Origin of the sequence: Hymenobacter frigidus (genome assembly GCF_014640435.1) — a bacterium.
Classification (GTDB): Bacteria; Bacteroidota; Bacteroidia; order Cytophagales; family Hymenobacteraceae; genus Hymenobacter; species Hymenobacter frigidus.
In genome coordinates, this window is the sequence record NZ_BMGY01000001.1 from 1 (window position 1) to 25,080 (window position 25,080).

Consider the following 25,080-nt stretch of genomic DNA (forward strand, 5'->3'; position numbering starts at 1 on the left):
CGTTACCCCGCCAACTAGCTAATGGCACGCAACCCCATCCGAATCCAATAAATCTTTAACTGTTACCTGATGCCAGGCTGCAGTTTTATGCGGTATTAATCCGCCTTTCGGCGGGCTATCCCCCAGATTCGGGTAGGTTGGTTACGCGTTACGCACCCGTGCGCCACTATTGGTATTGCTACCAACCGTTCGACTTGCATGTATTAGGCCTGCCGCTAGCGTTCATCCTGAGCCAAGATCAAACTCTCCATTGTAAAATACTCTACACCATCCCGAAGAATGGCTGATGTCAAGTGCTGACCTTGCTCACATATTGACGTTATTGTCTAATTCGTTTCGCTTGGTTTGTTTCACTGTGAATTTCCCAAAGGAAATGCAGCGAGTAAAACTCTTACTATTTTGTTTGTTTCCGTCATTCAAAGAACGTGTGTCACTTCCATTTGAAGTAACAGTGTGGGTTAATTTTTAACCCGATGTTGTTGTTGAAGCAGTGCCCTGTTCGATTTGGGAGTGCAAAGGTAACAACTTTTACTGGCTTTGCAACTGTGGGGCGAAAAAATTTAGAATTGTTTTCGCTCGATTTGCAAAGTTAATCACTTCCTGTTGAAGCGGGCTGCAAAGGTACGGTGGAGGTTTTCAGCTTTGCAAGGGGTTCAAGAAATAAATCCTGAAGCTCGCTAGTGCGCCAAGATATAGACAAGCTAGTCTTAGCAGGAGTTCCGTAGCCTTTCAAATTACGCCACAAGCCAGCGCTCGTACTATCCCGTAGTCCATTTGACGTTTTGGGACTGCAAAGGTAGGAGGACTTTTGGGGGGAACAAGGGGACTCACACGAAAAAGCTGTGGATGAGTCGTAAGTCGTTGATTGATGCACCGAAAAAAATGCTGGCATTCTTAATAGTGGGGGATTCAAAGTGGACAGCAACGTAATTGTTCGCGGAGTCAACCCATCGGCCCTGATGCTTGTGTCGGCTTGGGAATGGGTTTAACTGATTGCGTCGGGCAGTTATGGATTTGTTGTACCAAGCCCTGGGTGGTTTTGAAGTCAAAATACATTTGGTCGGAATGTAGAGGGAAATGACAAAAAGCGCCGTGCAGCGTATTTACCGTTTGTGGCAAATACGCTGCACGGCGCTTTTTTAATGAGCTTCCGGGCTACCGGTGGAGGGTGCTCACGCGGTCGGGACCTACACTGACGATGCGGATAGGGACCTGCAGCTCCTTCTCGAGGAAGTCCAAATAAGAAATGAGGTTTGGGGGAAGTTGAGCAGCGTCGGTGATTTGGGTGAGGTCGGAGTTCCAGCCGGGGAGGGTGATATACTCAGGAGTAATGGTGGTGAGCTCACCGGGGTCGGGTAGCTGCGGGGTGCTCTCGCCCGTGGCGGTGCGGTAGTGGGTACAAGCCTGAATTTCGGTGAAAGCGTCGAGGACGTCGGCTTTCATGAGGTGGAGTTCGGTGACGCCGTTGAGCATGATGGCGTAGCGGAGGGCGGGCAGGTCTATCCAGCCGGTGCGGCGGGGACGGCCGGTGGTGGAGCCGAACTCGCGGCCGGCCTGGCGGATTTGCTCGCCCACTTCGTCGTGTAGTTCGGTGGGGAACGGGCCGCTGCCAACGCGGGTGCAGTAGGCTTTGGTGATGCCGTACACCTTATCTATGTGACGCGGGGCAATGCCGAGGCCGGTGCAGGCACCAGCGGCGATGGTGCTGGAGGAGGTAACGTAGGGATAGGAACCGAAGTCAATATCCAATAAAGAGCCTTGGGCTCCTTCAGCAAGGATACGCTTGCCTTGGGTGAGAAGGTCGTTGAGGAGGTATTCGGTGTCGGTGAGTTGAAGGGTGCGAAGGAAGGCGATAGCGGAGAAGAAGTCGGCTTCTAAGGCTTCAATTTCGAGTTCTTTGTGATGGTGGGCGGCGATGGCCGCGTGCTGGGCAACTGCTTCCTTATAACGCTGTTCAAAATCGGGCAACAGAATGTGGCCCACACGCAGGCCGACGCGGCCGATTTTATCGGAATAAGTGGGGCCGATGCCTTTGAGGGTACTGCCGATTTTGGTGTTGCCACGGGCTTCTTCGCTGATGCGGTCGAGGGCGCGGTGCGAGGGCAGGATGAGCTGGGCCTTCTTGGAGATGTAAAGGTTTTTGGCCCAATCCACTCCCCTATCGGTGAGTTTTTGGAGTTCCTGACGAAAGACGACGGGGTCGAGGACGACGCCGTTGCCAACAATGTTGAGGATGTGGGGGTGAAAAATGCCGCTGGGCACTTGGTGCAGGACGTGCTTGATGCCGTCGAAGGTGAGAGTGTGGCCGGCATTGGGGCCGCCCTGGAAGCGGGCTACGGCGTCGTAGGTGGGTGCGAGGACATCTACAATTTTGCCTTTGCCTTCATCGCCCCACTGGAGGCCTATTAATACGTCTACTGGCATGATGGTTGGGTTTTTCCTTCCTCGTCTCGCCCCACCTTCGGTCCCCTTTCCAGTAGAGAGGGGGAGTTGGCTGAGTGCGGATAAATTTGGAAGGCTTATTACTGGTGTGTTTTTTTGTGAATGTATTACTGCAAGCTACTGTACTGCCTTGAGGTCCTTCGCAAGCTCAGGATGACAAACAGGCAAAAAAATAGCCGCCTAAATGGCGGCCGGGGTTAGCTGTTGGCGAGCGGCGACTTCATCGGCGGCTACCGTGAAGATATTATTGAGCTTAGTGATGGCCAACAACTTCTTCGGGTGGTCGGCGGGGTTGATGAGAACCATCTCGCCGCCACGGCTGCGGAACTTGGTGAGGAGCGAAACGAGGACGCCGATGCCGGTGCTGTTGATGTACCGGGTTTCGGAAAGGTCGACGGCGCAGTGGTTCAGTTCTTCACCCAGATGCGCATTAACGGATTGCAGGAGCTGGTCGGTATCGGAGCTACCAATCAGGTCGCCGGTGAGGCGGACGAAGAGAATGCCGTTTTTAACGGTGCTGGTGATGGTCATGCAGGAGAGGTACGGGCGGCAGCCTGGGCGCGACAGTCGCCGCAAATGCCGTAAAGATTTAAAGAATGATGCAAGATATGGAAGTTCAGCAGCTCGCCGACCATAGTTTGGATGCCGTGAATACGTGGGTCGCAGAATTCCACCACTTTATGGCATTCAGTACAAATGACATGGTCGTGCTGGCGGTAACCGTAGCTCTTCTCATATTGAGCGAGGTTGCGGCCAAACTGATGCTTGCTGACGAGGCCCTGCTCGACAAGTAAATCCAAAGTGTTGTAGACCGTGGCGCGGCTTACTTGCAGGCCCCGCTCTTTCATGCCGGCGTAAAGTTGTTCGACATCGAAGTGGCCGGAACGGGCATATATTTCCTCCAGAATGGCGTACCGCTCGCCGGTTTTGCGCAGGCCTTTATTTTCCAGGTGCGCGGTGAAAAGTTTTTTAACTTCTTCGAGCTTATCGGTATTCAGAATGCCCTGCGAGGCGGCGCTGGGCGTGTGCTTGGCGGCGTAACTGGTTTCTGATGAGCCCCCTATTCTCTGTCCGGCCTCATCGGCCGGGTTAGTCGATGGCGGCAGAGAAGTTGGGGCTGCTGCTTGAGGTAGTTTCACTGTGTGCAGTATATATAAGGAGTAATGAGGCAGCGCTAAAAACTCAGTTCAGGTAAGCTGGGCTGGCTCGCTGAGGTTTTCGCTACGCAAAGTAAAGGTGGTAATGATTGGCACAGCCAGGGTTGAAGGCTGCCTGGCAGGCTGGACACGTGTTGCCGCAACTTAAATACTCCGCAATGCTAAGCGTGCTTTTGCAATTGCCGCAAAGAATGGCTTGGGCAGCAAACTCCTCTTTTGGCCAAACGATTGGGGCATGGTCGGCCATTTCCTGGTGGCACTCAATGCAGGCGTAGAATTCGCCGCAGCATTTGAATTTAATGGCAATAATATCGCGCTCAGAGTGGTAGTGTACACATTGGGTGCGCTCGTTCACGTTGGTTCCGTGGCAAACGATTGGCGCAGTAGCTTCCATTTTCACGATTCAAACCGCTCTACCTGCAGCACTCCGTTCACTCTGCTTAGGCGTTGAATGAGCTTGTTTAAGTGGTCGGTATCATTCACAAACACCATTATCTGGCCCTCAAAAATACCGTCATTGCTATCAACTGTAATGGCGCGCATATTCACCTTGAGGCTGGTGCTGATGATGCGGGTCACGTCGTTGACAAGGCCCACGCGGTCGGTGCCCTTGATGCGAATACCAGCCAGGAAAGCCAGTTCCAGCTGCTCAGTCCACTTGGCGCGCACTATGCGGTTGCCGTAATTCGACATCAGGTCGACGGCACGCGGACAGCTGGTGCGGTGAATGATGATGCCCGTTTCCGTTTCGAAGCCAAACACGTCGTCGCCAGGTATGGGGTTGCAGCAGCGGGCAATACTGTAGTTGAACTTGTCAGTGTGCTCGCCCACCACCAGCATATCGGGGCGGACACCCCGGATTTTCTGCACCTCGTTATCGAACGTTTTCGGCTCCATCACCGAAGGCAGGGGCTTTTCGTTGAACAGCGACTCACGAATGGTGCGCCCGTCAACCTGCCCTACCGCCAAACGGTAGTAGAATTCCTGGGCCGTGGGCACATTGAAGTAAGCCAGCAGGCGGTTGAAATTATCCTGCGTAAATGGCACCCCAATAAGCTCCAGCCGCTTTTCCAACAGGAAACGTCCGTCTTCGGCCTTGGCCCGCTTGTCATCGCGCAAAAACTCCTTGATTTTAGAGCGCGCCTTCGTCGTGATGACAAAACCGAGCCATTCCGCCGTCGGCCGCTGCTTGTGCGAGGTCAGAATCTCCACTTGGTCGCCGTTGCGAAGCGGATAACTAAGCGGCTCCAGCTTTTGATTAACCTTCGCCCCAAGACAATGCAAGCCAATTTGGGAGTGAATGTCAAAGGCGAAGTCCAGCGCCGTCGCCTTGTCGGGCAAAATCACGAGCTTGCCCTTGGGCGTGAACGCATACACTTCTTTCACGAACAGGTTCTGCCGGAACTCGTCCATGAATTCAAGAGCGCTGGAGTTGTTGGATTCCAGCATCTCCCGCACTTTGTTCACCCAGCCTTCAAGCGAGCTTTCGGGCTGAATGCTACCGGTATCCTTGTATTTCCAGTGCGCGGCGTAGCCTTTCTCGGCAATGTCGTCCATACGCCGCGAGCGAATCTGCACCTCCACCCACTGCCCAGCGCGCGACATTACGGTGGTGTGCAGGCTCTCGTAGCCGTTGGCCTTGGGCGTGCTTACCCAGTCGCGCAGCCGGTCGGGGTTGGGTTGGTAAAAGTCCGTCACAATGGAATATACCTGCCAGCAGGCCGCTTTCTCCTGCTCCGGCGGCACGTCCAGAATCACCCGAACGGCAAACAAGTCATACACCTCGTCAAAGGTGATATTCTGCTTTTTCATCTTTTTCAGGATGGAATAGATGCTCTTGGGCCGCCCCTTTATCTCATACTCGAAACCCTGCGCCTTCAATTCCTCGTCAATCGGCAGTACAAACTCCTTAATAAAGCGGTTTCGCACGCTCTGGCTTTGCCGCACCCTGGATTTCAACTCGTTATACGTTTCCGTATCGGTGAATTTCAGGTATAAGTCTTCCAGCTCACTTTTTATAGTATAGAGCCCGAGCCGATGCGCCAGTGGGGCGTATAGATACAGCGTCTCCGAGGCAATTTTGAGCTGCTTGTGCCGCGGCATCGAATCCAGCGTCCGCATATTATGCAGCCGGTCAGCAATTTTAATGAGGATGACGCGCACATCCTCACTAAGCGTCAGCAGCATTTTGCGAAAATTCTCCGCCTGCTCGCTGGTACCGTACTCAAAAACACCGGAAATCTTTGTAAGGCCGTCGATAATCCGAGCGACTTTAGAGCCGAATTCCCGCTCAATGTCCGAAATTTCAGTCGGCGTGTCCTCCACCACGTCATGCAGCAAAGCGGCCACAATGCTCGTCGTACCCAGCCCAATTTCCTCCACCGCAATCTGCGCCACTGCCAGCGGATGCAGAATATAGGGCTCCCCCGACTTGCGCCGCATTTCCTTGTGCGCCTCCAGGCTCTGATTAAAAGCCTTCTTAATCAGCTTAGGGTCACCATCCTTCAAGTACGGCTTGGCAGTGCGCAGCAGGCGGCGGTAGTGGCGCAGGATTTCCTGGCGCTCGGCTTCGGGGGAGATAACGGGAGGCATAATGAGTAAAGTAACAACGCAAGCGAGGAAAAGGTGGCCTGTTTGAGCAGGTATCGGTCCTACTCAGCAAGCTCACGATGGCCGAGCCCCTCCCCCTATTCTCCCAAACTCATTATTCCAAATGCCCTTTGCGCGCAATCACTTTAGCGAGTACCTTTGCGGGCCCGTAGCAACTGGCACCGGGGAAAGACCATGCGGATATGGCGAAATTGGTAGACGTGCCAGACTTAGGATCTGGTGCCGCAAGGCGTGTGGGTTCGAGTCCCTCTATCCGCACTTAGTATCTGATACAGGCCTTCAGTCGTATAGGCTGAAGGCCTTTTTTTCAACCATTCAACTTGGCCAGCGGAAGCCGGCTCCTCCTGTTTTGAACATTACCCTCGACAAAAACGACGAGCAGCTGACCGGGCTGCTGACCGTGCACCTGACCGAAGCTGATTACACGCCGACGGTTGACAAGCAAATCAAAGAGTACACCAAGCGGGCGCAGGTGAAAGGTTTCCGGCCGGGCATGGTGCCAGTGGGCATGGTGCGCAAAATGTACGGCAAAGGCATTCTGGCTGAAGAAATCAACAAAATGCTGGGCAAAGCCGTGGACTCCTACATTAAGGAGAACAACGTGAAGCTGCTGGGCGAGCCTCTGCCCGTGCCGAGCGACGTCAATTTCGACACCGCTAAAGAATTCTCTTTTCAGTTTGAGTTGGGCCTGCTGCCCGATTTCGCTTTGCCCGCCGATGGCAAGCTGGAAGTGGAGCGCCACCAGGTGAGCCTCGACGACGATACCCTGGCCCAAACCAACGAGCAGATTGCCCGTCAGTACGGCGAGACGACCAACCCCGAGGTCTCGGAGGCTGGCGACTACCTCTTCGGCAAATTCAAGAAAGCCGATGAGGAAGGCGAAGGCCGCACCGTGCTCCTGCCCATCAGCAAAGTAACCGGCGACTCGGCTCCCTTCATCGGCAAAAATGCTGGCGATGTGGTGACGTTTGACCTGCAGGCGGCTTTCAGCAATGATGCGGCTTCGATTTCGAACTTCTCGGGCCTGAGCAAGGCTGAAGCGGCTGACGCCAAAGGCGACTACGTGTTGAGCGTGGAGAAAGTGAACCGCACGGCCGCTCCCGAGATGAACCAAGAGCTGTTCGATAAAGTATTTGGCCCCGAGACCGTGGCTTCGCAGGAAGAGTTCGACGCCAAAGTGCGCGAGACCATTCAGTCGAACTACGACCGCGAAAGCGACGGCGCGCTGAACAACAGCATTGTGGAAAAGCTAGTGAATACCGTGGAAATCAAGATTCCTACGGAGTTCTTCAAGAAATGGCTGGTGCGCGCCAACGACGGCAAGCTGACCCCCGAGAAGGTAGAGGAGCACTACACCGACTACGAGAAGGAGCTGAAGTGGAGCATGATTCGCAACAAGGTGGTGGAAGAAGCCGGCCTGAAGGTGAGCAACGACGAAATCATGGACCGCACCCTCGACAAAATCATGGGCCAGTTCAACATGCCGAATATGCCCGACGAGATGCGTGAGTCGATGCGCAGCTACGCCGACAGCTACCTGAAGCAGGAGAACGGTAAAAACTACGTGAGCGAGTACGAGGCCATTCTGGCAGAGAAAGTGCTGGAAAACCTACGCGGCAAAGTTGTTGTTACCGAGAAGCCCGTAACGGCCGAAGAATTCCGGACCCTGCACAGCTAACCGCTCGGCAGCCCAGTTTTTGGAAAAGCCCTTACGGAAACGTAGGGGCTTTTTTGTTGGTGTTCCGACAACATTCGCTTACTTCGTCCGTCTTTCAACCCTCACCCGCGCAAGCTCCGGCGTGCGCCACATTTCTCTCCGATGAACCCATTATTGAATAAGCAAGAGTTTCGCAAGTTTGCGGTGAAAGGCCAGGGCCTCAACGGCTTGGGCGTAGACCAGTACCTCAACCACATGGAAGGCGTGGTGCGCCAGAACTTCACGGGCATGACCCGTTCGGTAATTGAGGAGCGCCCCACGCGCTTCGCTGAAATCGACGTGTTTTCGCGCCTCATCATGGACCGCATCGTGTTCTTGGGCACGGCCGTGGATGACTACGTAGCCAATATCCTGACGGCACAGATGCTGTTTCTGGAGTCGGCTGATGCGAAGAAAGATATTTTGCTCTACATCAACTCGCCCGGTGGGTCGGTGTACGCCGGCCTCGGTATTTACGACACCATGCAGTACGTTAACCCCGACGTGGCCACGATTTGCACCGGCCTCGCGGCTTCGATGGGTGCCGTGCTGCTGGCCGGTGGTGCTCCTAACAAGCGCTCGGCTTTGCCCCACGCCCGCGTGATGATTCACCAGCCTTCGGGCGGTGCACAGGGCCAGTCGTCGGACATTGAGATTACGGCCCGCGAAATCCTCAAGCTGAAGAAGGAGCTGTATGACATTTTGGCCCAGCACACCGGCAAAACCTACCAGGAAATTCATGACAACTCGGACCGCGACTACTGGATGCGCGCCGACGAAGCCAAAGAGTACGGCCTGATTGACGAAGTGCTCGAGAAGAAGAAAGCTTAATCATTGATTTCAGCCACTCCGGCTCATTTCATCGATTGTTTTTGATATAAGGGGGCCCCTGCTTTGCGGCAGGGGCCTTTTTATTACCGGCAGCCAACGCACTTCGGGTCAGGCATTTTGTATCGACTTACTATATTCCGATACTGCTTCCCCGTAGGCCGCGGCGGTGCAACCAAGTTTACGAAACGGCACCATTTTTCAGGCTCCTGACGTTGGGCTTGTCGTATCTTTGAGCCCGCTTGTTGAAACGCAGGCCCCTCCCACCCTATTCTAGTCTTTCCTCCGTGGCCGAAATATCCTGTTCCTTTTGCAATAAGAGCAAGCGCGAAGTCGCCGTCATGATTTCGGGCATCAACGCCCACATTTGCGAAAAATGCGTGGGCCAGGCCCAGCACATCCTCGACGAAGAAGCCAAAGCCCAGGACGCCAGCAACCAGCCCAAGTTCAACCTCATCAAGCCCCGCGCCATTAAGGAGCACCTCGACCAGTACGTGGTGGGCCAGGACGAGGCCAAGCGCGTGATGGCCGTGGCCGTGTATAACCACTACAAACGCCTGATGCAGAAGCCTCAGGAAGATGAAGTGCAGATTGAAAAGTCGAACATCATCATGGTGGGCGAAACCGGCACTGGCAAAACCTTCCTGGCCCGCATGCTGGCCAAAATTCTGCAAGTACCCTTCTGCATTGCCGATGCCACGGTGCTCACCGAGGCAGGCTACGTGGGCGAAGACGTGGAAAGTATCCTCACCCGCCTGCTCCAAGCGGCCGACTACAACCTGGAAGCCGCCGAGCGCGGCATTGTGTACATCGACGAAATCGACAAAATTGCCCGTAAGAGCGATAACCCCAGCATCACGCGCGACGTGAGCGGCGAAGGCGTGCAGCAGGCCTTGTTGAAGCTGCTGGAAGGCACTAACATCAACGTGCCGCCCCAAGGGGGACGCAAGCACCCCGAGCAAAAGATGATTTCGGTGAACACCGAGAACATCCTCTTCATCTGCGGCGGCGCCTTCTCGGGCCTCGACCGCATCATCAAGAGCCGTTTGAATACCAAACCGATGGGCTTCGCTAAAACGAACCTTGAGGAGCAGGTGGATACAGATAACTTTCTGCGCTACGTATCGGCCCAGGACATCAAGAGCTTCGGCCTGATTCCCGAGCTGATTGGACGCCTGCCGGTGCTTACTCACCTTAATCCATTGGACCGCAACACGCTACGCCTGATTCTGACCGAGCCTAAGAACTCGCTCGTGCGTCAGTACAAGCGCCTATTTGGCATGGAGAACATCGAGCTCAGCTTCACGGAGGACGCCTTGGAGTACATCGTGGAGAAAGCCGACGAGTACCGCCTGGGCGCGCGGGGCCTGCGCTCCATCTGCGAAAGCATCATGACCGATGCCATGTTCGAAATGCCCTCCGAGGAAGGGTCCGACGCGTTGCAGATTAACCTGAGCTACTGCCGCAGCAAGTTTGAGAAGTCGCCGCTGCGCCACATGCGGGCGGCGTAGAAACGAGTTAACAGTGAAAAGTTAAAAAGGCCGCCCCATACGCTGGAGCGGCCTTTTTAACTTTTCACTGTTAACTTTTAACTCCCTTCCTACTCCACTACTACGCGCTGGATGCTGGGGGCACCACGTTCGGTTTCTACCGTGAGCAGGTAGGTGCCGGCGGCCAGGCCCGTAGTAGCCAGCTCGGTGGTGCTGCCGCTGAAGGCGCGGGTGCTTACCACTTGGCCCAGCACGTTGTGCAGGGTGAGGCGGGCCGATGCTGCTGGGATTGCCAGTTTAACATTCAGCGTGCCTTTGGCCGCAATGGGGTTTGGCCACACGCTGAACTCGCTGCGGCGGACGCTGGCCGTGGCCGTCACCACCGTGAAGGTGAAGGGGCTGCCAGCGCTGGTACCGTTGGGGGTGGTCACCACCACGTTGCCGGAGGTAGTGCCCGCGGGCACAGTGAAGGTGATGGTGGTAGCGTTCACCACCGTGAAACCGGTTATGGCTACACCGTTGATTGTGACAGAGGTAGCGCCGGCTAGGTTCGTGCCCGTGATGGTTACGAGTGCACCCACCGGGCCGGAGTTTGGGCTCAGGCCCGTGATGGCTGGTGGTACTGGGAAACAGGTGGCGCTCAAGGTGAAGGCGCCCGCAGTAACGGGGCCCGTGGCATCCTGGTAGCCGCCCACCAGCAGGTAGTAGGTGGTGCCGGCCACCGAGGAGAACGTCACCCGCGAACGAAAGGGGCCCGTCGTGCACGCGGGGTCGTCGTCGTTGCCACCCACGCAGACGTAGGCACCGCAGCTACCCGAAAACACAAACAGCTTGGTGTCGAAGCCAGGGCCGGCGTTACAGGTCGTGACACTAATACTGCCGCCCGTACCGATGAGGGTGTAAAATACCCCGCCGCCGTCTACCGACGTGCCGCAGGAGCCCGTGGGGTCGCCGGTGGTGGTGGCGCCTACCGTAGTGCCGCTCACCGTCTGGCCGCAGGCCAGAGCAATAGCATTGGCGCAGAAGTCGTTGGCTGGCGGCACCGTGAAGTTGGTGCCCGATGTGCCGATGCCGCCGGGTCCCGTGACGGTGATAAGGCCGGTGGTGACACCAGCCGGCGCGCTCACGGTAATCTGGGTGTTCGAATTCACCACAAAGCCGGGTGCTGCCGTACCGTTAAAGGCCACGGCCGTAGCGCCCGTGAAGTTGTTGCCCGTGAGCACCACCACCGCGCCGGCCTGGCCAGCCGTGGGCGAGAACGAGGTGATAACCGGTGCCGGAATAACCGTGAAGCTGGTAGCCGAGGCAGCGATGTTGATGGGCGTGGTCACGCTGATGGGGCCGGTAGTGGCACCAGTCGGCACGGTGGCCGTAATCTGGGTCGCCGAGTTCACCGTGAACACGGGTGCCACCGTGCCGTTGAAGCGCACTTGCGTAGTCCCCGTCAGGTCGGTGCCGGTGATGGTGACCACCGTGCCCACCGGCCCGGTGATGGGCGCGAAGCTGGTGATGATGGGCGGCGTGCCCACGGTGAAGGGCGTGGCCGAAGTGGCCGTGCCGCCCGGGGTCGTCACGCTGATGGGGCCAGTGGTGACCCCGGCGGGCGCGCTCACGGTAATCTGGGTAGCCGAGTTCACTACGAAGCCGGGGGCAGCCGTGCCATTGAAGACCACGGCCGTAGCGTCGGTGAAGTTCGTGCCCGTTACCGTGACCACCGTGCCGGCCAGGCCGCCGGTGGGCGTGAAGCTGGTGATGGTGGGCGGCGGGATAACCGTGAAGCTGGCAACCGAAGCGGCGGTGTTGATGGGCGTGGTCACGCCGATGGGGCCGGTGATGGCTCCGACCGGCACGGTGGCCGTAATCTGCGTAGCCGAGTTCACCGTAAAGACCGGAGCCGACGTACCGTTGAACGTCACTTGCGTGGCACCGGTCAGGTTGGTGCCCGTGATGACGACCGTGGTACCTATCGGCCCGCTGGTGGGCGCGAAGCTGGTGATAGTGGGCGGGAAGCCCACGAAGAACGGCGTGACCGACGTGGCCGTGCCGGTAGGGGCCGTGATGGTGACGAGGCCCGTGGTGCTGCCCGCCGCCACGATGGCCGTGAGCTGAGTAGCCGACACCGCCGTGAAGCTAGCCGCGGCCGTGCCGTTGAAAGTCACGGCGGTGACCCCGGTAAAGTTTGAGCCCAGCACCGTGACCACCGTACCCGCCGGCCCGCTCGGCGGCGAGAAGCTGGTGATGGTGGGGCCTGTAGCGGGCGGAGTGATGGTGAAGTTGGCGTTCGAAATATCGAAGAAGTAGTTGTCGGCAGCCTCCACCATAACGCGGGCCTGGGTCTGGTTGGTGGTGAAGGTGCCGGGGGCCACCACCACGGCCGAGCCGTCGTTGACTTCGTTGGTGGCCAGCACCGTGGGATAGGTCAGGCCGCCGTCGAGGCTGAGGCGGATGTTGACCAGGGCGCAGCTGACCGGGGCGGCGGTAGTGTTGGCCACGCTCCAGGTCACGGTTTGGGCGGCCCCGCCAATCCAGGTGATGGCCGTGTTGGGGGCCTGCACCACGAAGGGGCCGGCGGTGCTGGTCACGTCCAGGGTCACGAGGGAGCTGTAGTCCACGCCGCCAATCACGCCGGCCGGGCCGCTGCGCTGGTCGCGGGCCGTGCAGCGGAAGCGCAGCAGGCGCGTGACAGTGGGCAGCCGCTCGCCGAGCACGGTGGTGTTGTTCACGAGGCTGATGAGGCGCGGAAAGAAGCGGGTGCCGCTGGCCACGGGCACGAACGAGCGAAACAGGGGCACGTTCACGTTGGCCACCTGCGCGTCGGTCGGCGACTGCTGGGGACCCAGGTCGAGCTCTTCCCACATATAGGTCAGCGGGTCGTTATCGGCATCAATGGCCGTGGCCGTGAGCCGGAAGGGCGTGGCGATGGGCAACGCTTTGTTGGCCGGGGCGGTCACCACCGGGGCCGTGTTGCCGGTGGCCGTGTTCACGGCGCAGGTGGTGCCGTCGATGAAAACCCGCATCTCCTGGTAATTGCCCGTATGGAAGATGGGGTCCGAGTTGGGCTGCAGGTTGTTACTCGCCTGGCAAATGCCAGCGTAGGCCATGATGGTCGAGCCCGAGCCGGGCTCCCAGGCGGTGCTGGCCCGGCGGTTGCCGCCCGCGCAGCTGCCAGCGTTGCCGTTGAAGGGGTGGTTGCCGCTGAACTGGTGGCCAATCTCGTGGGCCACGTAGTCGATGTCGAAAGCGTCGCCGACGGGACTGGCTGAGCCGGTCAGGCCGCGGGCCTTGCCGGGGCCGCACACCACACCCAGGCCGGCCACGCCGCCGCCGCCCGTGCCCACTAGGTGGCCGATGTCGTAGTTCGCCGGGCCGATGATGGAGTTGATGGTGGCTACGTTAGCCGGCAGGTCGCCACTGGTGTTGGTGTAGGGGTCGGTAGCAGCGTCAGTGTATACCAGCAGATTATTATTGGCCACCAGCACCAGGCGCACGGCCAGTTCCTTTTCGTACACACCCACCACGCGGTTCACGCTGGTTACGATGGCCGCCAGCGCCGAGGCCACCGTGCCGCCGTGGAAAGCCGTGTACTCGCCGGTAGCGGCCATGGCCAGGCGGTAGGTGCGCAGTTCGGCACCGCTGGCCAGCGGGCCGGCCGCGCCGCTGGCCGTGGCCGCCGCCACGCGGGCATCGCTGGCTTTCAGCTCGGCCGGGGTGGGGGCAAACTCACAGACGGGAATGGGCCCGGCCGCGGCCCGGTCCATGTCGTTGCGGTAAAAGCCGAGGTAGTGCCGGTTGTCGGTCCGGCTCACGGGGTCGATGTAGAAGCTCTGGCCGCCGGTGGCCAGCACCTGGGCGTGAAAGCCCTGCGGGCTCAGGTCGAGCCGCACCGAAGCCGTGGCATCGTCGAGGCCCACGCCGGCGTAGGTCTTAATTTCGGGGAAGCGGGAGGCGAGCGCAGGGGCCATCACCGGGGCCTGGCGTAGCGCGAAGCGCCCCGTGCGGCCATCGGGCAGCGGCAGGGCCAGCACCAGCGGCGCGGTCCCGGCCCGGGCTTCGGCGGGGGCCGTGGCCAGGGCGGCCCGCAGGCCGGCTACGTCCAGCGTGAGGGGCCGCGAGTGGCGCAGGGCAGCGGCCAGCGGCGAGGCAACGGCAGCGCCACGGGCCTCGTCATCAGCCCGGAAAAATTGGGTGGTTTGGGCCTGCGCGCTCAGGACCGTTCCGGTACCCAGCAGCACCAGCGCACCAAGGCGGCGCAGCGCCGCTTTGGCCGCCGAAATAGTTGTCGGCCGGTGGGTAGCCGACTGCCGTTTGTAAGGTTGCTCCATCTAAAAACAGTGAATGAGGTGTAAGCAGTAAATCTAAGTAAAATCTAACATTCCAGACTCAACTAACAGCCTGCCACCTGGCTAAAGCAAAAGGTTGTGAACAGTCATTACCGAGCCGATGCCCGAAATGGCTCCATCGTACGGTTTTTTTCAAGGAATGGCCCCGGCTGCCGGCGACTAATGTTATGGGGGCTTTTACGTCAATTACCGTAATCGCGAAGTCCGCTCATCATTCAAAAATTAATTGAACGATGAGCGGACTTCGCACTAATCAGCCGCAAAACGGCGGGGGTAATACGCGTCAGGCGGCTTGCAGGTATTTCACCATCAGCTCGGCGGTTTTTTTGGCGGCCTGGTGCTGGCCCAGCTTCGCGCGCAAGTCGGCGTAGCCCGCTTTTAGCTGAGCCATATAGTCGGCATTGGTCAGCATTTTGCGCAGTTCGTCGAGCAGGTTACGAGCGTTGAAATCACCCTGAATCAACTCCTTTACCACGGCGCGGCCCACTATTAGGTTAACCAGCGAGATATAGGGCACTTTAATGACCATTTTGCCGATGGCGTAGCTCAGGCTGCTGGTGCGGTAGCACACAATCTGGGGTACATCGAAAAGGGCGGTTTCGAGGGTGGCCGTGCCGCTGGTCACCAGCGCCGCTTTGGCGTGGCTAAGCAGGTCGAAGGTTTGGTCGAACAGGAATTTGATGCCGTTGCGTTCGAAGTGCCGATAGTAATTAGGGTCGAGGTTGGTGACGCCCGCCACCACGAACTGGTATTCTTGAAAACCAGGCAGAATGGCAATCATTTCGTGCAGCATTTCTTCGATTTCCTGCTTGCGCGAGCCGGGCAGCACGGCAATAATGGGCTTATCGGGATTGAGCTGGTTGCGCAGGAAAAAGTCGGCGGTGGGCTCAAATTCAGCCACCGCATCGGCGGTTGGGTTGCCGGTGTAATCCACGGCGTACCCAAACTTCTGATAAAACTCGGTTTCGAAGGGCAGAATGGTAAACATCTTGTCGACGCGGGCCTTCACCTGCTCCACCCGGCCCTGGTTCCAGGCCCATATTTTGGGCGAAATATAGTAGAACACTTTGGTTCCCTGGGCTTTGGCGAATTTGGCCATGCGCAGGTTGAAGCCGGCGTAGTCCACCAGAATCAGCACATCGGGCTTGTAGGCCATCAGGTCCTGCTGGCACTGCTTGAGGTAGCCGCGAAACTTGAGCACACTGGTAGCGGCCTCCAGAAAGCCCATAATGGCCAAATCCTGGTAGTGCCGCACCAGCTCGCCGCCTTCGGCCTGCATCAGGTCGCCGCCCCAGTAGCGAAACTGCGCGTTGGCATCCTGGCCCTGCAGCTCGTGCATGAGGTTGGCGGCGTGAAAATCGCCCGAACGCTCGCCAGCTATCAAATAATACTTCATTCTTTTAATTAAAAATCATGCATTAAAAATTAAAAATTGATGCTGCCATCGTGCATTCCGCAGGGCATTTTTAATTCGTAATTTTTAATTTTTAATCGCACTGGCGCTAGCCGCCGTAGTACTCTACAAAGTTGCGCGGCGTTTCATAGAGCTTTATGCAGTGCAGCTGGGCCAGGGTAATGCTGGGCAGCTCCCGCTCCAGAATCTGCCAGAAGGCAATGGCCAGGTTCTCGGTGCTGGCCATGAGGCCGGCCATGAAGGGCACGTCGAGGTTAAGGTTTTTGTGGTCGACCTGGTCGGTAATGTGAACGCGCAGCAAGTCCGAAAGGGCTTTGAGGTCGACTACAAAGCCGGTTTCGGGGTCGGGCTGGCCTTTCACGGTCACAATCAGGTCGTAGTTGTGGCCGTGCCAATTGATATTGGCGCAGGGGCCGAACACCTCGCGGTTGCGCTCGTCGCTCCACTTGGGGTTGTGCAGCTTGTGGGCGGCGTTGAAATGTTCCTGGCGGCTAACGTATATCATTTATTGATTACTAATTCTTATGATGTGCTGATGTGCTGACAACCGAACCCGCCAAAGGGCTTCCGGCAATGAATACTGTAATTTCTGTGGGGCTGAAGCGTGCGAAACGGCCACATCAGCAAATCAAAAATTCAGCACATCAACTGGTTTTCCGCAGCAAATATACGAAGAAGGGTACCCCGAACAGGGCCGTGACCAAGCCCACGGGCAGCCCGGCGGGCGGGTAGAGCAGGCGGGCCAGCAGGTCGCAGGCCAGCAGAAAGGCCCCACCCAGCACCGCGCATACCAGCAAATTGTAGCGGCCCGTGGTACCCAGCAGGCCGCGCGTGAGGTGCGGCACCAGCAGCCCCACAAAGCCCACCGGCCCGCACAGCGCCACCACGCCCCCCGTGAAACCGGCCGCCAGCAACACCAGCAGCCAACGCCGCCGGGCTATGGGCAGGCCCAAGGCGGCGGCCCGCTCCTCCCCCAGCAGCAATAGGTTGAGGTCTTTCTGTAGGAAAGCCAGTACTATCAGGCTGATGCCCAGCGCTGCCGCCGGGTACGGCAGTACGTTCCAGCCGGCCCGCTCAAAACTACCAAACGCCCAGAATACCACGCTGCGCAAACTGCCTTCGGGCGTGGCCAAAAAGGTGAGCAGGCTGCCCAATGCCGAAGCCAGCGCCCCCACCGCCACCCCCGCCAGCAGCAGCGGGGCCGGCAGAATGCGCCCGCGGCGGGTGCCCAGGGCCACCACCAGCAGCGTGGCCACAAACGCGCCCACCAACGCCGCCACCGGCGGCAAGTACACGCCCATGGCCGTGAGCGAGGGCACCAAAACGTAAGCGGCAATGGCCCCCAGCGAAGCCCCCGAGGCCGTGCCCAACAAATAGGGGTCGGCCAGCGGGTTGGTTACCAGCGTTTGCAGGAGGTGGCCGCTCACGGCCAGGCTGGCCCCGGCCAGCAGCGCCAGCAGCAGGCGCGGCAACCGCAGCTGCACCAGCACCAGCTGGGCCGGGTCGGTGGGGTCGTAGTGGCGGAAGGTGTTGAGGATGAACGAATACGACGTGGTGTAGCTGCCCACGCGCAGGCCCAGCAGCACCAGCGCCAGCACGAGAATGAGCCCAATGATGAGCCACAGAAGGGGACGCCGGGAAGTCAATTAAAAATCGAGAATGACGTGCATAACAGACGGTCTGACCTCTAATTTTTAATTCTCAATTTTTAATTAAAGCTTGCAGCTCCCGCACCGACTCGACTACGCGGGGGCCGGGCCGCTCCAGAAGGTCGCCGGTGATGGGGTATACGCGGCGACGGCGGTAGGCATTGGTGCGCCGCAGCTCGGAGTAATTCTTGAAGAACGTGCTGTCCAGCTTCTCGAAGCTGCCGCCGAGCAGCACGTCGGGATTTAGTTTGAGCACATACTCACGCGTCAGAGCCGGGTAGGGCTGCGGGAAAGTTTCGGTCACGGCATTTTGGCCGCCGGCCAGGCGAATTTCATCCGTAAACAACGTATTCTGGCCGTAGCTGTAGAAAGGGTCCGGCCAGGTGATGGCCAGCACTTTGGCCGAGCCGGCCGATGGTTGAAGGGCTGCGCCGACGAGGGCGCGCAGGCTTTGTTTGAGCGAGTCCGTCAGGTGCTTGGCTTGCGCGGGGCGGCCCAGCAGGCGGCCCACGTCATCAATACCCCGCAAGACGTCGGCCACGGTGCGGTAGCGCTGGAAACACCCCGGAATCCCCAGCTCCTGCAGCCGCTGGGCATCATCGACGGAGGTGATACCTTCGATGGTAAAAACTACGTCGGGATGCAGCAGCACCAGCTTTTCCATATCGAGCGGATAGTTGCTCACCACGGGCTTACGCAGCACGGCGGCGGGGTAATTGTCCTGCGGTACGCGGGCGATGATGGTGGCGGTATCGGCCACGGCGTACAGGATTTCGGTCATGCTGGGAGCCAGGGCCAGCACGCGGCGGGGCTGCGCGGGCAAGGTGAGGGCGTGCCCCAGGTCGTCGTGCACCTACACGGTGGCATCGGGCCGGGAGCCCGGCTGGCAACCCAGCAGTAGCCCCAGGGGTAAAAGCAGCACACAAAATCGCATGACGCAAAGGTAGGCGCGGGCTCCCACGGCCCGGCCCGCCGGTTTACCTTTGCCCAAGTTCCAACCCCGCTTCCTATGATAGTAGTTACCGGCGCGGCCGGCTTCATTGCCAGCTGCCTTGTTTCCCGCCTCAACGCCGCCAATTTCAACGACGTCGTCGTCGTGGACAATTTCTCCATCGCCAAGAAACTGCCCAACATCGAGGGTAAGAAGCTGCGCGAGTACGTGGACCGGGAGTCGTTTTTTGAGTGGCTCGATGCCAACCATGAGCAGGTGGAATTTATTTTTCACCTCGGAGCCCGCACCGACACCACGGAGATGGACCCGGCTGTGTTCGACCTGCTCAACCTGAACTATTCCAAGCAGATGTGGCTGGCCTGCTGCCAGTACCAGCTGCCGCTGGTGTACGCGTCCTCGGCCGCGACCTACGGCGATGGCATCCTGGGCTACACCGATACCGACGAGGCGCTGTTCCCGCTCTACCGCCCGCTGAACCCCTACGGCGACTCAAAAAACGACTTCGACAACTGGGCCCTGCAACAAACCGAGAAGCCGTATTTCTGGGCCGGATTGAAGTTTTTCAACGTGTACGGTCCCAACGAGTACCACAAGGGCCGCATGGCTTCGGTCATTCTGCACGCCTTCACCCAGATTCAGCAAACGGGCTCGATGACGCTCTTCAAGTCGCATAACCCCGACTACACCGATGGGGGCCAGATGCGCGACTTTGTGTATGTGAAAGACGTGGCCGAAGTGTGCTTCTTTCTGCTCAATCATCGCCAGCATTCGGGCATCTACAACCTGGGCAGCGGGCAGGCGCGCACTTTCCTCGACTTGGCCATGAACACGTTTCAGGCCCTGGACCGCACGCCCGACATTCAGTTCAGGGACACGCCGGAGGATATTCGGGACAAATACCAATACTTCACCGAGGCCGATATGAGCAAGCTCAAGGCCATCGGCTACGAGCTGCCTTTCACCCGCCTCGAAGACGGCATCGCCGACTACGTGCAAAACTACCTGGTGCCGAACCGGTATATGTAGGCGCAATTATTTAGCTTGCACGGCCCGGACTGCTGCTTGGGCCGCGTCCGGGCCGTTTGCCGCAGTTTCTTACCGCTATTCCCACCCAGTTTTACCCCGTGACTCATCTTACCCGACCCGTTATTACCGTTGTGGGCGGCGGCTTTGCGGGCACGGCACTGGTGTTGCAGCTGCGGCGGCAGCCGGCGCTGGCGCAGGCCGAAATTCACCTGATTGAGCCGCGCGATGTTCCCGGACCCGGCCTGGCCTACACCGCCCGCCGTCCCGAATACCTGCTCAACGTACGCCACGGAGCCCTGAGTCTGTATCCCGAAACTCCCAACCACTTTACGGAGTGGCTTACCACCCAGCCCGAAAGCACCGCCGGCGTGCCCGACTTTGCCCCGCGCTCGGCCTACGGCCGCTACCTGCACGAGGCTTTGGCTGCCGTGCTGGCCCCGGCTCCCGGCGGCGTGCAGCTGCACTCCACCACCGCCGTGGCTGCGCCGCTGCTGCCCGATGGCCGCCGCGCCGTGCGCCTGGCCAATAGCACCGAAATCAGGAGTGACTTTGTGGTGCTGGCCTTGGGCAATTTTCCGCCCCCGCCGCCCACCGGGCCCGACCTGCGCTACCTCACCCACCCCGGCTACCATGCCGACCCTTGGGCCATGGGTAACCTGCGCCGCATCGGCCCCGACGAAGCCGTGCTGCTCATCGGCTCGGGCCTCACGGCGGTGGATGTGCTGCTGGCTCTGCGCCAAGACGGGCATCGGGCGCCCATCACGGTAGTGGCCCGCCACGGCCGCTGGCCCACCGCCCACGGCCCCATGGCACTCCCCTACCCTACTTTCTACACCGAGCTAGCCTCCGAAACCACGGTTGCGGGCGTACTGGCGGTTTTCAAACGACAACTGAAAAAAGCCGCCGACCAGGGCATCGACTGGCGGCCGGTGCTCGATTCGCTGCGACCAGACCTGGGTCGCATCTGGGCGGCGTGGCCCTTGGCCGAGCAACACCGATTTTTGCGGCACTTGGTGGGCTTATGGGCCGTGAGCCGGCACCGTAGTCCCCCAAAAAACGCCGAAGCTGTGGCAACTCTCGCGGCTGAAGGCCTGGTGCAGCTGCACGTGGGCACAGTGCGCGAGATTTTGCCCGATGGCAACGAGCTGCGGGTGCGCGTGCGGCCGCACGGCCTGGCCGGCAGCTGGCACACGGCCCACCACGTGGTGTGCTGCGCCGGGCCGCTGCTGGACTACGCCCGCCTGGATACGCCGTTGGTCGTGAGCCTGCGCGAAGCCGGTCACCTCACCCCCGACCCGCTCCGACTGGGTCTGCTCACGGATGATTGCGGGGCGCTGCTCACCGCTGATGGCACGGCTTCAGCTACGCTGTTCACGCTTGGGCCCAGCCGCCGCCCGGCCTATTTTGAGTCCACGGCGGTGCCGGAGCTGCGGCAGCAGGCCGTGGCACTGGCGGCTAAAATTGCCAGTCAGGTATGAGGATGAGTCCCCGTCGGTAGGCCTGTAGCCATCGGAGTAGCTTATTAAGCTGCCAGCAGCTCCTGATTCGGGTAGAGTGGGCGCACGGCGGCATCGTCGTCGAAAAACGAAGGGGAGGATGCTGCCGTGGTTGCAGCGGCTACATCCTGGTCGTGCCGACGCAGGGCCCGCATAAGGAGATATTTATATTTTTCAGCATCGGCCAACGCTTGCTCAATGGCTTGCACGGCCGTATAGTAAGCCACCACAGGCTGCATTTCGCGCCGTGGACGGCGGGCTTCAAAAACGTGACCGGACAGGTATTCAACAGGAGATTTCATGGCGGGAAGACGTAGGTATTTGCGATAATTTCAGCGCACCTTATTAACCTGAAAAAGCCCGTTTTCATTCCCAAAAAAGCAGTTAATTGCGTCAGCATTATGAATAAAAACGCCCCCTGAAAATCAATGATTTCCAGGGGCGTTTTACGCAATTCACATGGCTGATTTATCAGGCGATTTGCAGCACCACTTTGCCGAACTGCGCGCCGGCATCGAGGCGGCGCAGAGCAGCTTCGCCGTCGGCCAACGGGAACACCTCATCTACGACGGGTACAATCTGTTTCTCCGTCACGAGGGCCAGCATATCCTCAAAATCCTGCTCGGTGCCCATGGTGGAACCCAGGATGCTGAGCTGCTTCCAAAAGACTTTGGCGGGCGGCACATCGGGAATATTGCCCAGTGTGCCCCCAAAAAACACGATGCGCCCGCCGGGTGCCGCTGCATCGAGCAACGCCCCAAAAGCGGAGCCGGCCGCGCTATCAATAATGACATCGAAGGCTCCTCCAGCCTGCTGGGTGAGGGTTTTCACCCAGTTTTCGGTGTTGTAGTTGATGCCGCCTTTGGCTCCCAGCGCCTGAGCGCGAGCCAGCTTATCATCGGAACTGGACGTGACCCAGACCTCGGCCCCGCGGGCGGCGCAGAACTGCGCGGCCATCAGGGCCACGCCGCCGCCCACGCCGGTTACCAGCACGCGCTCGCCGGGCTGCACCTGGGCACGGGTGAAAGCCGCCCGGTAGGCCGTGAGACCGGCCAGCGGCAGGGCCGCGCCCTGCTCAAAACTAAGGTGGGCGGGCAACGGCCGCATGTAACGGGCGGGCAGCGCGATGTATTCGGCAAACGTGCCGGGGTCGGGCATGCCGAGCACCACGAAATCGCGGGCCTGGGCGCGGGGGTTGTCGCCCCAGCGCAGGCCGGGGTTGATGAGCACGCGGGCTCCCACGGCGGGCGCGTCGGCGGGCACGTCGGGGCCGTGGGCGGCTACTTCGCCGGCTCCATCGGCCCCCAAAGTGCAGGGCAGCTTGATGCCGGCGTACTTGCCCTGCTGAATAAATACATCGCGGTGGTTGAGCGCGGCGGCGTGCAGTCGAACCAGGATTTCGCCGGGGCCGGGCGTGGGCACGGGCACGTCGCGCACGGCAACGGGCTGGTTGGTGGCATCAAGTTGGAGTGCTTGCATGTGGGTTAGCGCTGAAGGGTGAGAAGTGTGGAGAAAAGAATAAATACGGGTTCCGTTTGTTTGAATCGGCTGAATGCCAGCGCTCAGCACTGGACACTGAGCGCTCATCCTACCTCGGTTTTCACTGATTTCATTCCAAATAAGGACAGCGGGCCGGCAATGAACAAACCCGTAATCAGCCCGCCAAGATGGGCCGCATTGTCGATATTACCACTCAGGCCGGAGAGCAGGTTGCTGAACACCAGGTAAAGCACCAGCCCGAGCATGGCGCGGCGGTCCGATTTATCAAGCACCAGCTTTTGGCCCACCAGCAGCACCAGCAGCAGGCCGTAGAGGCCGAAGATGGCCCCGCTCGCTCCCACCGAGTTGATGCCGTCGTTGTGCCACCACAGGCTGGCCAGGCTGCCGCCCACGCCGCAGGCTAGGTACACCAGCAGCAGGCGCAACGGCCCCACCCGGTCTTCCACCAGCAGGCCCAGCAGCCAGAGCGAGAACAGGTTTAGCAGCAAATGCGAGAGGCCGGCGTGCACAAACACGCTGGTGAGCAGCCGCCAGGGCTGGCCGTGCAGCGTGAGACCCGACACGTTGGAGCCCCACAGCACGAGCTGCCGGCCGGTGGGGCTCGACGCCGACACCCCGCTGAGCACCATCAGGCCGAAGACGAGCAAGGTGAAATCGATGAGCAGCGGCGTGGCCAGAAACCGGCGCGACGGAATGAACAGGCCCCGCAGGAGTTGGCCCACCAGCGCGGCCCAGGTTTCGGGTGGAGCGGGCGGCGGGGGCGGCGGGGGCGGCGGGATGGAACTAGTGGTGTCGGGCAGCAGGCCACGCCGGTTGAGCTCGGCCACGGCGGCGGACCCCACGGCGGGCGGGTAGCGGGCGGCGTTCTGGGCCAGGTACAGCAACTCGGCTTCGGGCTTTTGGGCGAAGAGCTGAGCGGCCAGGGCCGCCGTGGAGCCGGGAGCGCGGTCGGGGGTGGTGGGTGCTTCCATCTAAAACGCGACGCGACAAGGAATGCGCCAGCCTGAGCAACCGGCCACATTGCCAGGTGTTCGACGGAGCGGTTTCAGCGTTGCCCCTTACAGCCGCACCCGCCGCACCACCACGGTGTAGGGCCGGCCCGTAACGGGTGACTTCGGCAGCAGGCCCGAGAGCATGTCGCCCACATCAGTGGCACGCTTGCGGGTTTTGTCGGTTTCGTAGGCCTGCGGGTTGTTGGCTACTATCAGCAGGTCGTTCAGGGCAGCCTGCTGCTCATTGGCCACGCGCGTCATCAGGTCGAGGTGGTTGGCCATGACAGGGCTAAATTTATAGCTGTAATTCAACGCCTTATTCCATTGTCCCCAAGCCGTTGCCGCCGTCTCGACGTGGCCGGGCAGGGCGGTGGTTAGCTTGTTCTGGCGGGCTTGGTCGAGCACGTATTCGGTCTGGGTTTCGGCGGTCCAGAAGCGCTTGGCCAGTTCGCGGTACTGGTGCAGGGGCATATCGGCCTTTTTGGCCGCTGCCTGCTCGCGGGCCGGTACCCGCTGAAACTGCTGTTCCACGCTCCGGACCACCGCGCCATCGTAGTTGGGAATGACGGCAGTGGCGACTTCAATGAGCCGGGGCGGGGTTTTGCGCGTCGTGGCCGCCCGCTCGCGCAGCAGCTCGCGGGCCGCCTCGCTTCGCTGATTCAAGTAATAATAAACCCCAACGCTCAGCAGCAGCAGCCCCGCCAGCAGCAGCGTGAGCGGGCCGGTGCGGAAGCCGGAACTTGGGGCTTCCATCGAACTGGCAAGCAGCGCCGGGTCCGGGTGCGCAACCGGGGCACTCGGGGCCACGCCGCGCCGCCGCAGCTCCCGCCGGGCAGATTCTACCAGGCTGGGCTGATAATAATCGGGGTGCTCGACGAAAAACAGCAGCTCGGCGTCGGTTTTCTGGTGGTAGAAGTCGGTGGAGTTATCGGACACGGTGGACAGCGAATCAGTGATGGAGTGGAAGCGGGCGGCAAGTTGGCACCCACCGCGCAAACTACCGCGCCCAACCGTGCGCCGCCGCCGCCGTAAACCCAGCAGCAGCCTTCGCGGCAGTGTTCATTCAGCTTCATTTCTTTCCCAAATTCCCATGCCCAAGCCCGAGCAAAACCCCACCGACCCCCGCCCCGACCAAGCCAGCACCGGCGGCCAGGTGCCCGACCAGAACGCCGACCAGGACCAAAACGCCAGCGGCAACCCCGAAGCCGGCCCCGACCAGACGAGCGCCATGCCCACCAGCACCCAGCAAAACATGGGCGACGGTGCGGGCATCAGGGGCGACTACGGCAACGCCAGCCAGACCAACGGCCTCGAAGGCGGCCCTGACGAAACCGCCACCGACACCGAGCTGACGGGTTCCTGAAACCCGCCCCAGTCCTAACAACCCGGGAGCCCCCGTGTGAGCAGTTCCAACTGGAACAGCTTACGCGGGGGCTCCTTCGCATTCGCAGCCCTTCGCGCTACGGATGAGCGGCGTAATTTGCAGCC

General features: G+C 59.9%; 20 protein-coding genes, 1 tRNA gene and 1 rRNA gene. 7 read left to right on the plus strand and 15 right to left on the minus strand.

Going from position 1 to position 25,080, the window contains the following annotated elements; genetic code table 11:
• From IEW17_RS00005 to IEW17_RS00030, 6 genes are all read right to left on the minus strand, one after another.
• Positions 1-254: ribosomal RNA gene (locus IEW17_RS00005) — 16S ribosomal RNA — on the minus strand; the annotation flags it as partial.
• Between the two features lie 901 nt (positions 255-1,155).
• Positions 1,156-2,424, minus strand: a complete 1,269-nt coding sequence (locus IEW17_RS00010) for an adenylosuccinate synthase (RefSeq protein WP_188559961.1) — start codon at positions 2,422-2,424, stop codon at positions 1,156-1,158.
• Between the two features lie 198 nt (positions 2,425-2,622).
• Complete coding sequence (locus tag IEW17_RS00015; protein WP_188559962.1) at positions 2,623-2,973, minus strand: STAS domain-containing protein; 351 nt, start codon at positions 2,971-2,973, stop codon at positions 2,623-2,625.
• Positions 2,970-3,443, minus strand: coding sequence for a Fur family transcriptional regulator (locus tag IEW17_RS00020; protein WP_188560141.1), 474 nt, complete (start codon positions 3,441-3,443; stop codon positions 2,970-2,972). Before IEW17_RS00020 ends, IEW17_RS00015 begins: the two co-directional genes overlap by 4 nt.
• 220 nt (positions 3,444-3,663) lie before the next feature.
• Positions 3,664-3,993 carry a CHY zinc finger protein gene (locus tag IEW17_RS00025; protein WP_188560142.1) on the minus strand — a complete coding sequence of 110 codons (330 nt, stop codon included), beginning with the start codon at positions 3,991-3,993 and terminating at the stop codon, positions 3,664-3,666.
• A gap of 2 nt (positions 3,994-3,995) precedes the next feature.
• Positions 3,996-6,191 (minus strand): RelA/SpoT family protein, encoded by a 2,196-nt coding sequence (locus tag IEW17_RS00030; protein WP_188559963.1) that lies wholly within the window; start codon positions 6,189-6,191, stop codon positions 3,996-3,998.
• 194 nt (positions 6,192-6,385) lie between these two features.
• Between IEW17_RS00030 and IEW17_RS00035 the strand changes: the two genes are divergently transcribed.
• The 4 genes from IEW17_RS00035 (at position 6,386) to clpX (ending at position 10,244) form a co-directional block, all read left to right on the plus strand.
• Positions 6,386-6,467: transfer RNA gene (locus tag IEW17_RS00035), tRNA-Leu, on the plus strand.
• Between the two features lie 91 nt (positions 6,468-6,558).
• Entirely contained in the window at positions 6,559-7,887 is a 1,329-nt protein-coding gene (tig, locus tag IEW17_RS00040; RefSeq protein WP_188559964.1) for a trigger factor, read from the plus strand.
• A gap of 141 nt (positions 7,888-8,028) precedes the next feature.
• Entirely contained in the window at positions 8,029-8,736 is a 708-nt protein-coding gene (locus tag IEW17_RS00045; protein ID WP_262891818.1) for a ClpP family protease, read from the plus strand.
• Between the two features lie 284 nt (positions 8,737-9,020).
• A complete protein-coding gene (gene clpX, locus IEW17_RS00050) occupies positions 9,021-10,244 on the plus strand; it encodes an ATP-dependent Clp protease ATP-binding subunit ClpX (RefSeq protein WP_188559965.1) in 1,224 nt (407 codons plus the stop codon).
• Between the two features lie 89 nt (positions 10,245-10,333).
• Here clpX and IEW17_RS00055 read toward each other — a convergent pair whose 3' ends face one another.
• The 5 genes from IEW17_RS00055 to IEW17_RS00075 all read right to left on the minus strand — a co-directional run bounded on the left by IEW17_RS00055 (position 10,334) and on the right by IEW17_RS00075 (position 18,479).
• Positions 10,334-14,545, minus strand: coding sequence for an IPT/TIG domain-containing protein (locus IEW17_RS00055; RefSeq protein ID WP_188559966.1), 4,212 nt, complete (start codon positions 14,543-14,545; stop codon positions 10,334-10,336).
• Positions 14,546-14,846: 301 nt separating this feature from the next.
• Positions 14,847-15,959, minus strand: coding sequence for a lipid-A-disaccharide synthase (gene lpxB, locus IEW17_RS00060; protein WP_188559967.1), 1,113 nt, complete (start codon positions 15,957-15,959; stop codon positions 14,847-14,849).
• A gap of 106 nt (positions 15,960-16,065) precedes the next feature.
• Positions 16,066-16,482 (minus strand): 6-pyruvoyl trahydropterin synthase family protein, encoded by a 417-nt coding sequence (locus tag IEW17_RS00065; RefSeq protein WP_188559968.1) that lies wholly within the window; start codon positions 16,480-16,482, stop codon positions 16,066-16,068.
• 139 nt (positions 16,483-16,621) lie between these two features.
• Positions 16,622-17,623, minus strand: coding sequence for a FecCD family ABC transporter permease (locus tag IEW17_RS00070; RefSeq protein ID WP_188559969.1), 1,002 nt, complete (start codon positions 17,621-17,623; stop codon positions 16,622-16,624).
• A 55-nt stretch (positions 17,624-17,678) separates the two neighbouring features.
• Positions 17,679-18,479, minus strand: coding sequence for an ABC transporter substrate-binding protein (locus IEW17_RS00075; RefSeq protein ID WP_188559970.1), 801 nt, complete (start codon positions 18,477-18,479; stop codon positions 17,679-17,681).
• A 156-nt stretch (positions 18,480-18,635) separates the two neighbouring features.
• Between IEW17_RS00075 and rfaD the strand changes: the two genes are divergently transcribed.
• Positions 18,636-19,604: an ADP-glyceromanno-heptose 6-epimerase gene (gene rfaD, locus IEW17_RS00080; RefSeq protein ID WP_188559971.1), complete on the plus strand. Its 969-nt coding sequence runs from the start codon at positions 18,636-18,638 to the stop codon at positions 19,602-19,604.
• A gap of 98 nt (positions 19,605-19,702) precedes the next feature.
• Positions 19,703-21,082 (plus strand): FAD/NAD(P)-binding protein, encoded by a 1,380-nt coding sequence (locus tag IEW17_RS00085; RefSeq protein WP_188559972.1) that lies wholly within the window; start codon positions 19,703-19,705, stop codon positions 21,080-21,082.
• A gap of 44 nt (positions 21,083-21,126) precedes the next feature.
• Here the strand turns inward: IEW17_RS00085 and IEW17_RS00090 are convergent, their stop codons facing one another.
• The 4 genes from IEW17_RS00090 to IEW17_RS00105 all read right to left on the minus strand — a co-directional run bounded on the left by IEW17_RS00090 (position 21,127) and on the right by IEW17_RS00105 (position 24,528).
• Complete coding sequence (locus IEW17_RS00090) at positions 21,127-21,402, minus strand: hypothetical protein (RefSeq protein WP_188559973.1); 276 nt, start codon at positions 21,400-21,402, stop codon at positions 21,127-21,129.
• Between the two features lie 169 nt (positions 21,403-21,571).
• Positions 21,572-22,579: a zinc-binding dehydrogenase gene (locus IEW17_RS00095; protein ID WP_188559974.1), complete on the minus strand. Its 1,008-nt coding sequence runs from the start codon at positions 22,577-22,579 to the stop codon at positions 21,572-21,574.
• 104 nt (positions 22,580-22,683) lie between these two features.
• Entirely contained in the window at positions 22,684-23,571 is an 888-nt protein-coding gene (locus IEW17_RS00100) for a rhomboid family intramembrane serine protease (protein WP_188559975.1), read from the minus strand.
• Between the two features lie 87 nt (positions 23,572-23,658).
• Positions 23,659-24,528, minus strand: coding sequence for a hypothetical protein (locus IEW17_RS00105; RefSeq protein WP_188559976.1), 870 nt, complete (start codon positions 24,526-24,528; stop codon positions 23,659-23,661).
• Positions 24,529-24,682: 154 nt separating this feature from the next.
• Here IEW17_RS00105 and IEW17_RS00110 point away from each other — a divergent pair, with 154 nt between their 5' ends.
• Entirely contained in the window at positions 24,683-24,955 is a 273-nt protein-coding gene (locus IEW17_RS00110; protein ID WP_188559977.1) for a hypothetical protein, read from the plus strand.
• Positions 24,956-25,080: the final 125 nt, after the last annotated feature.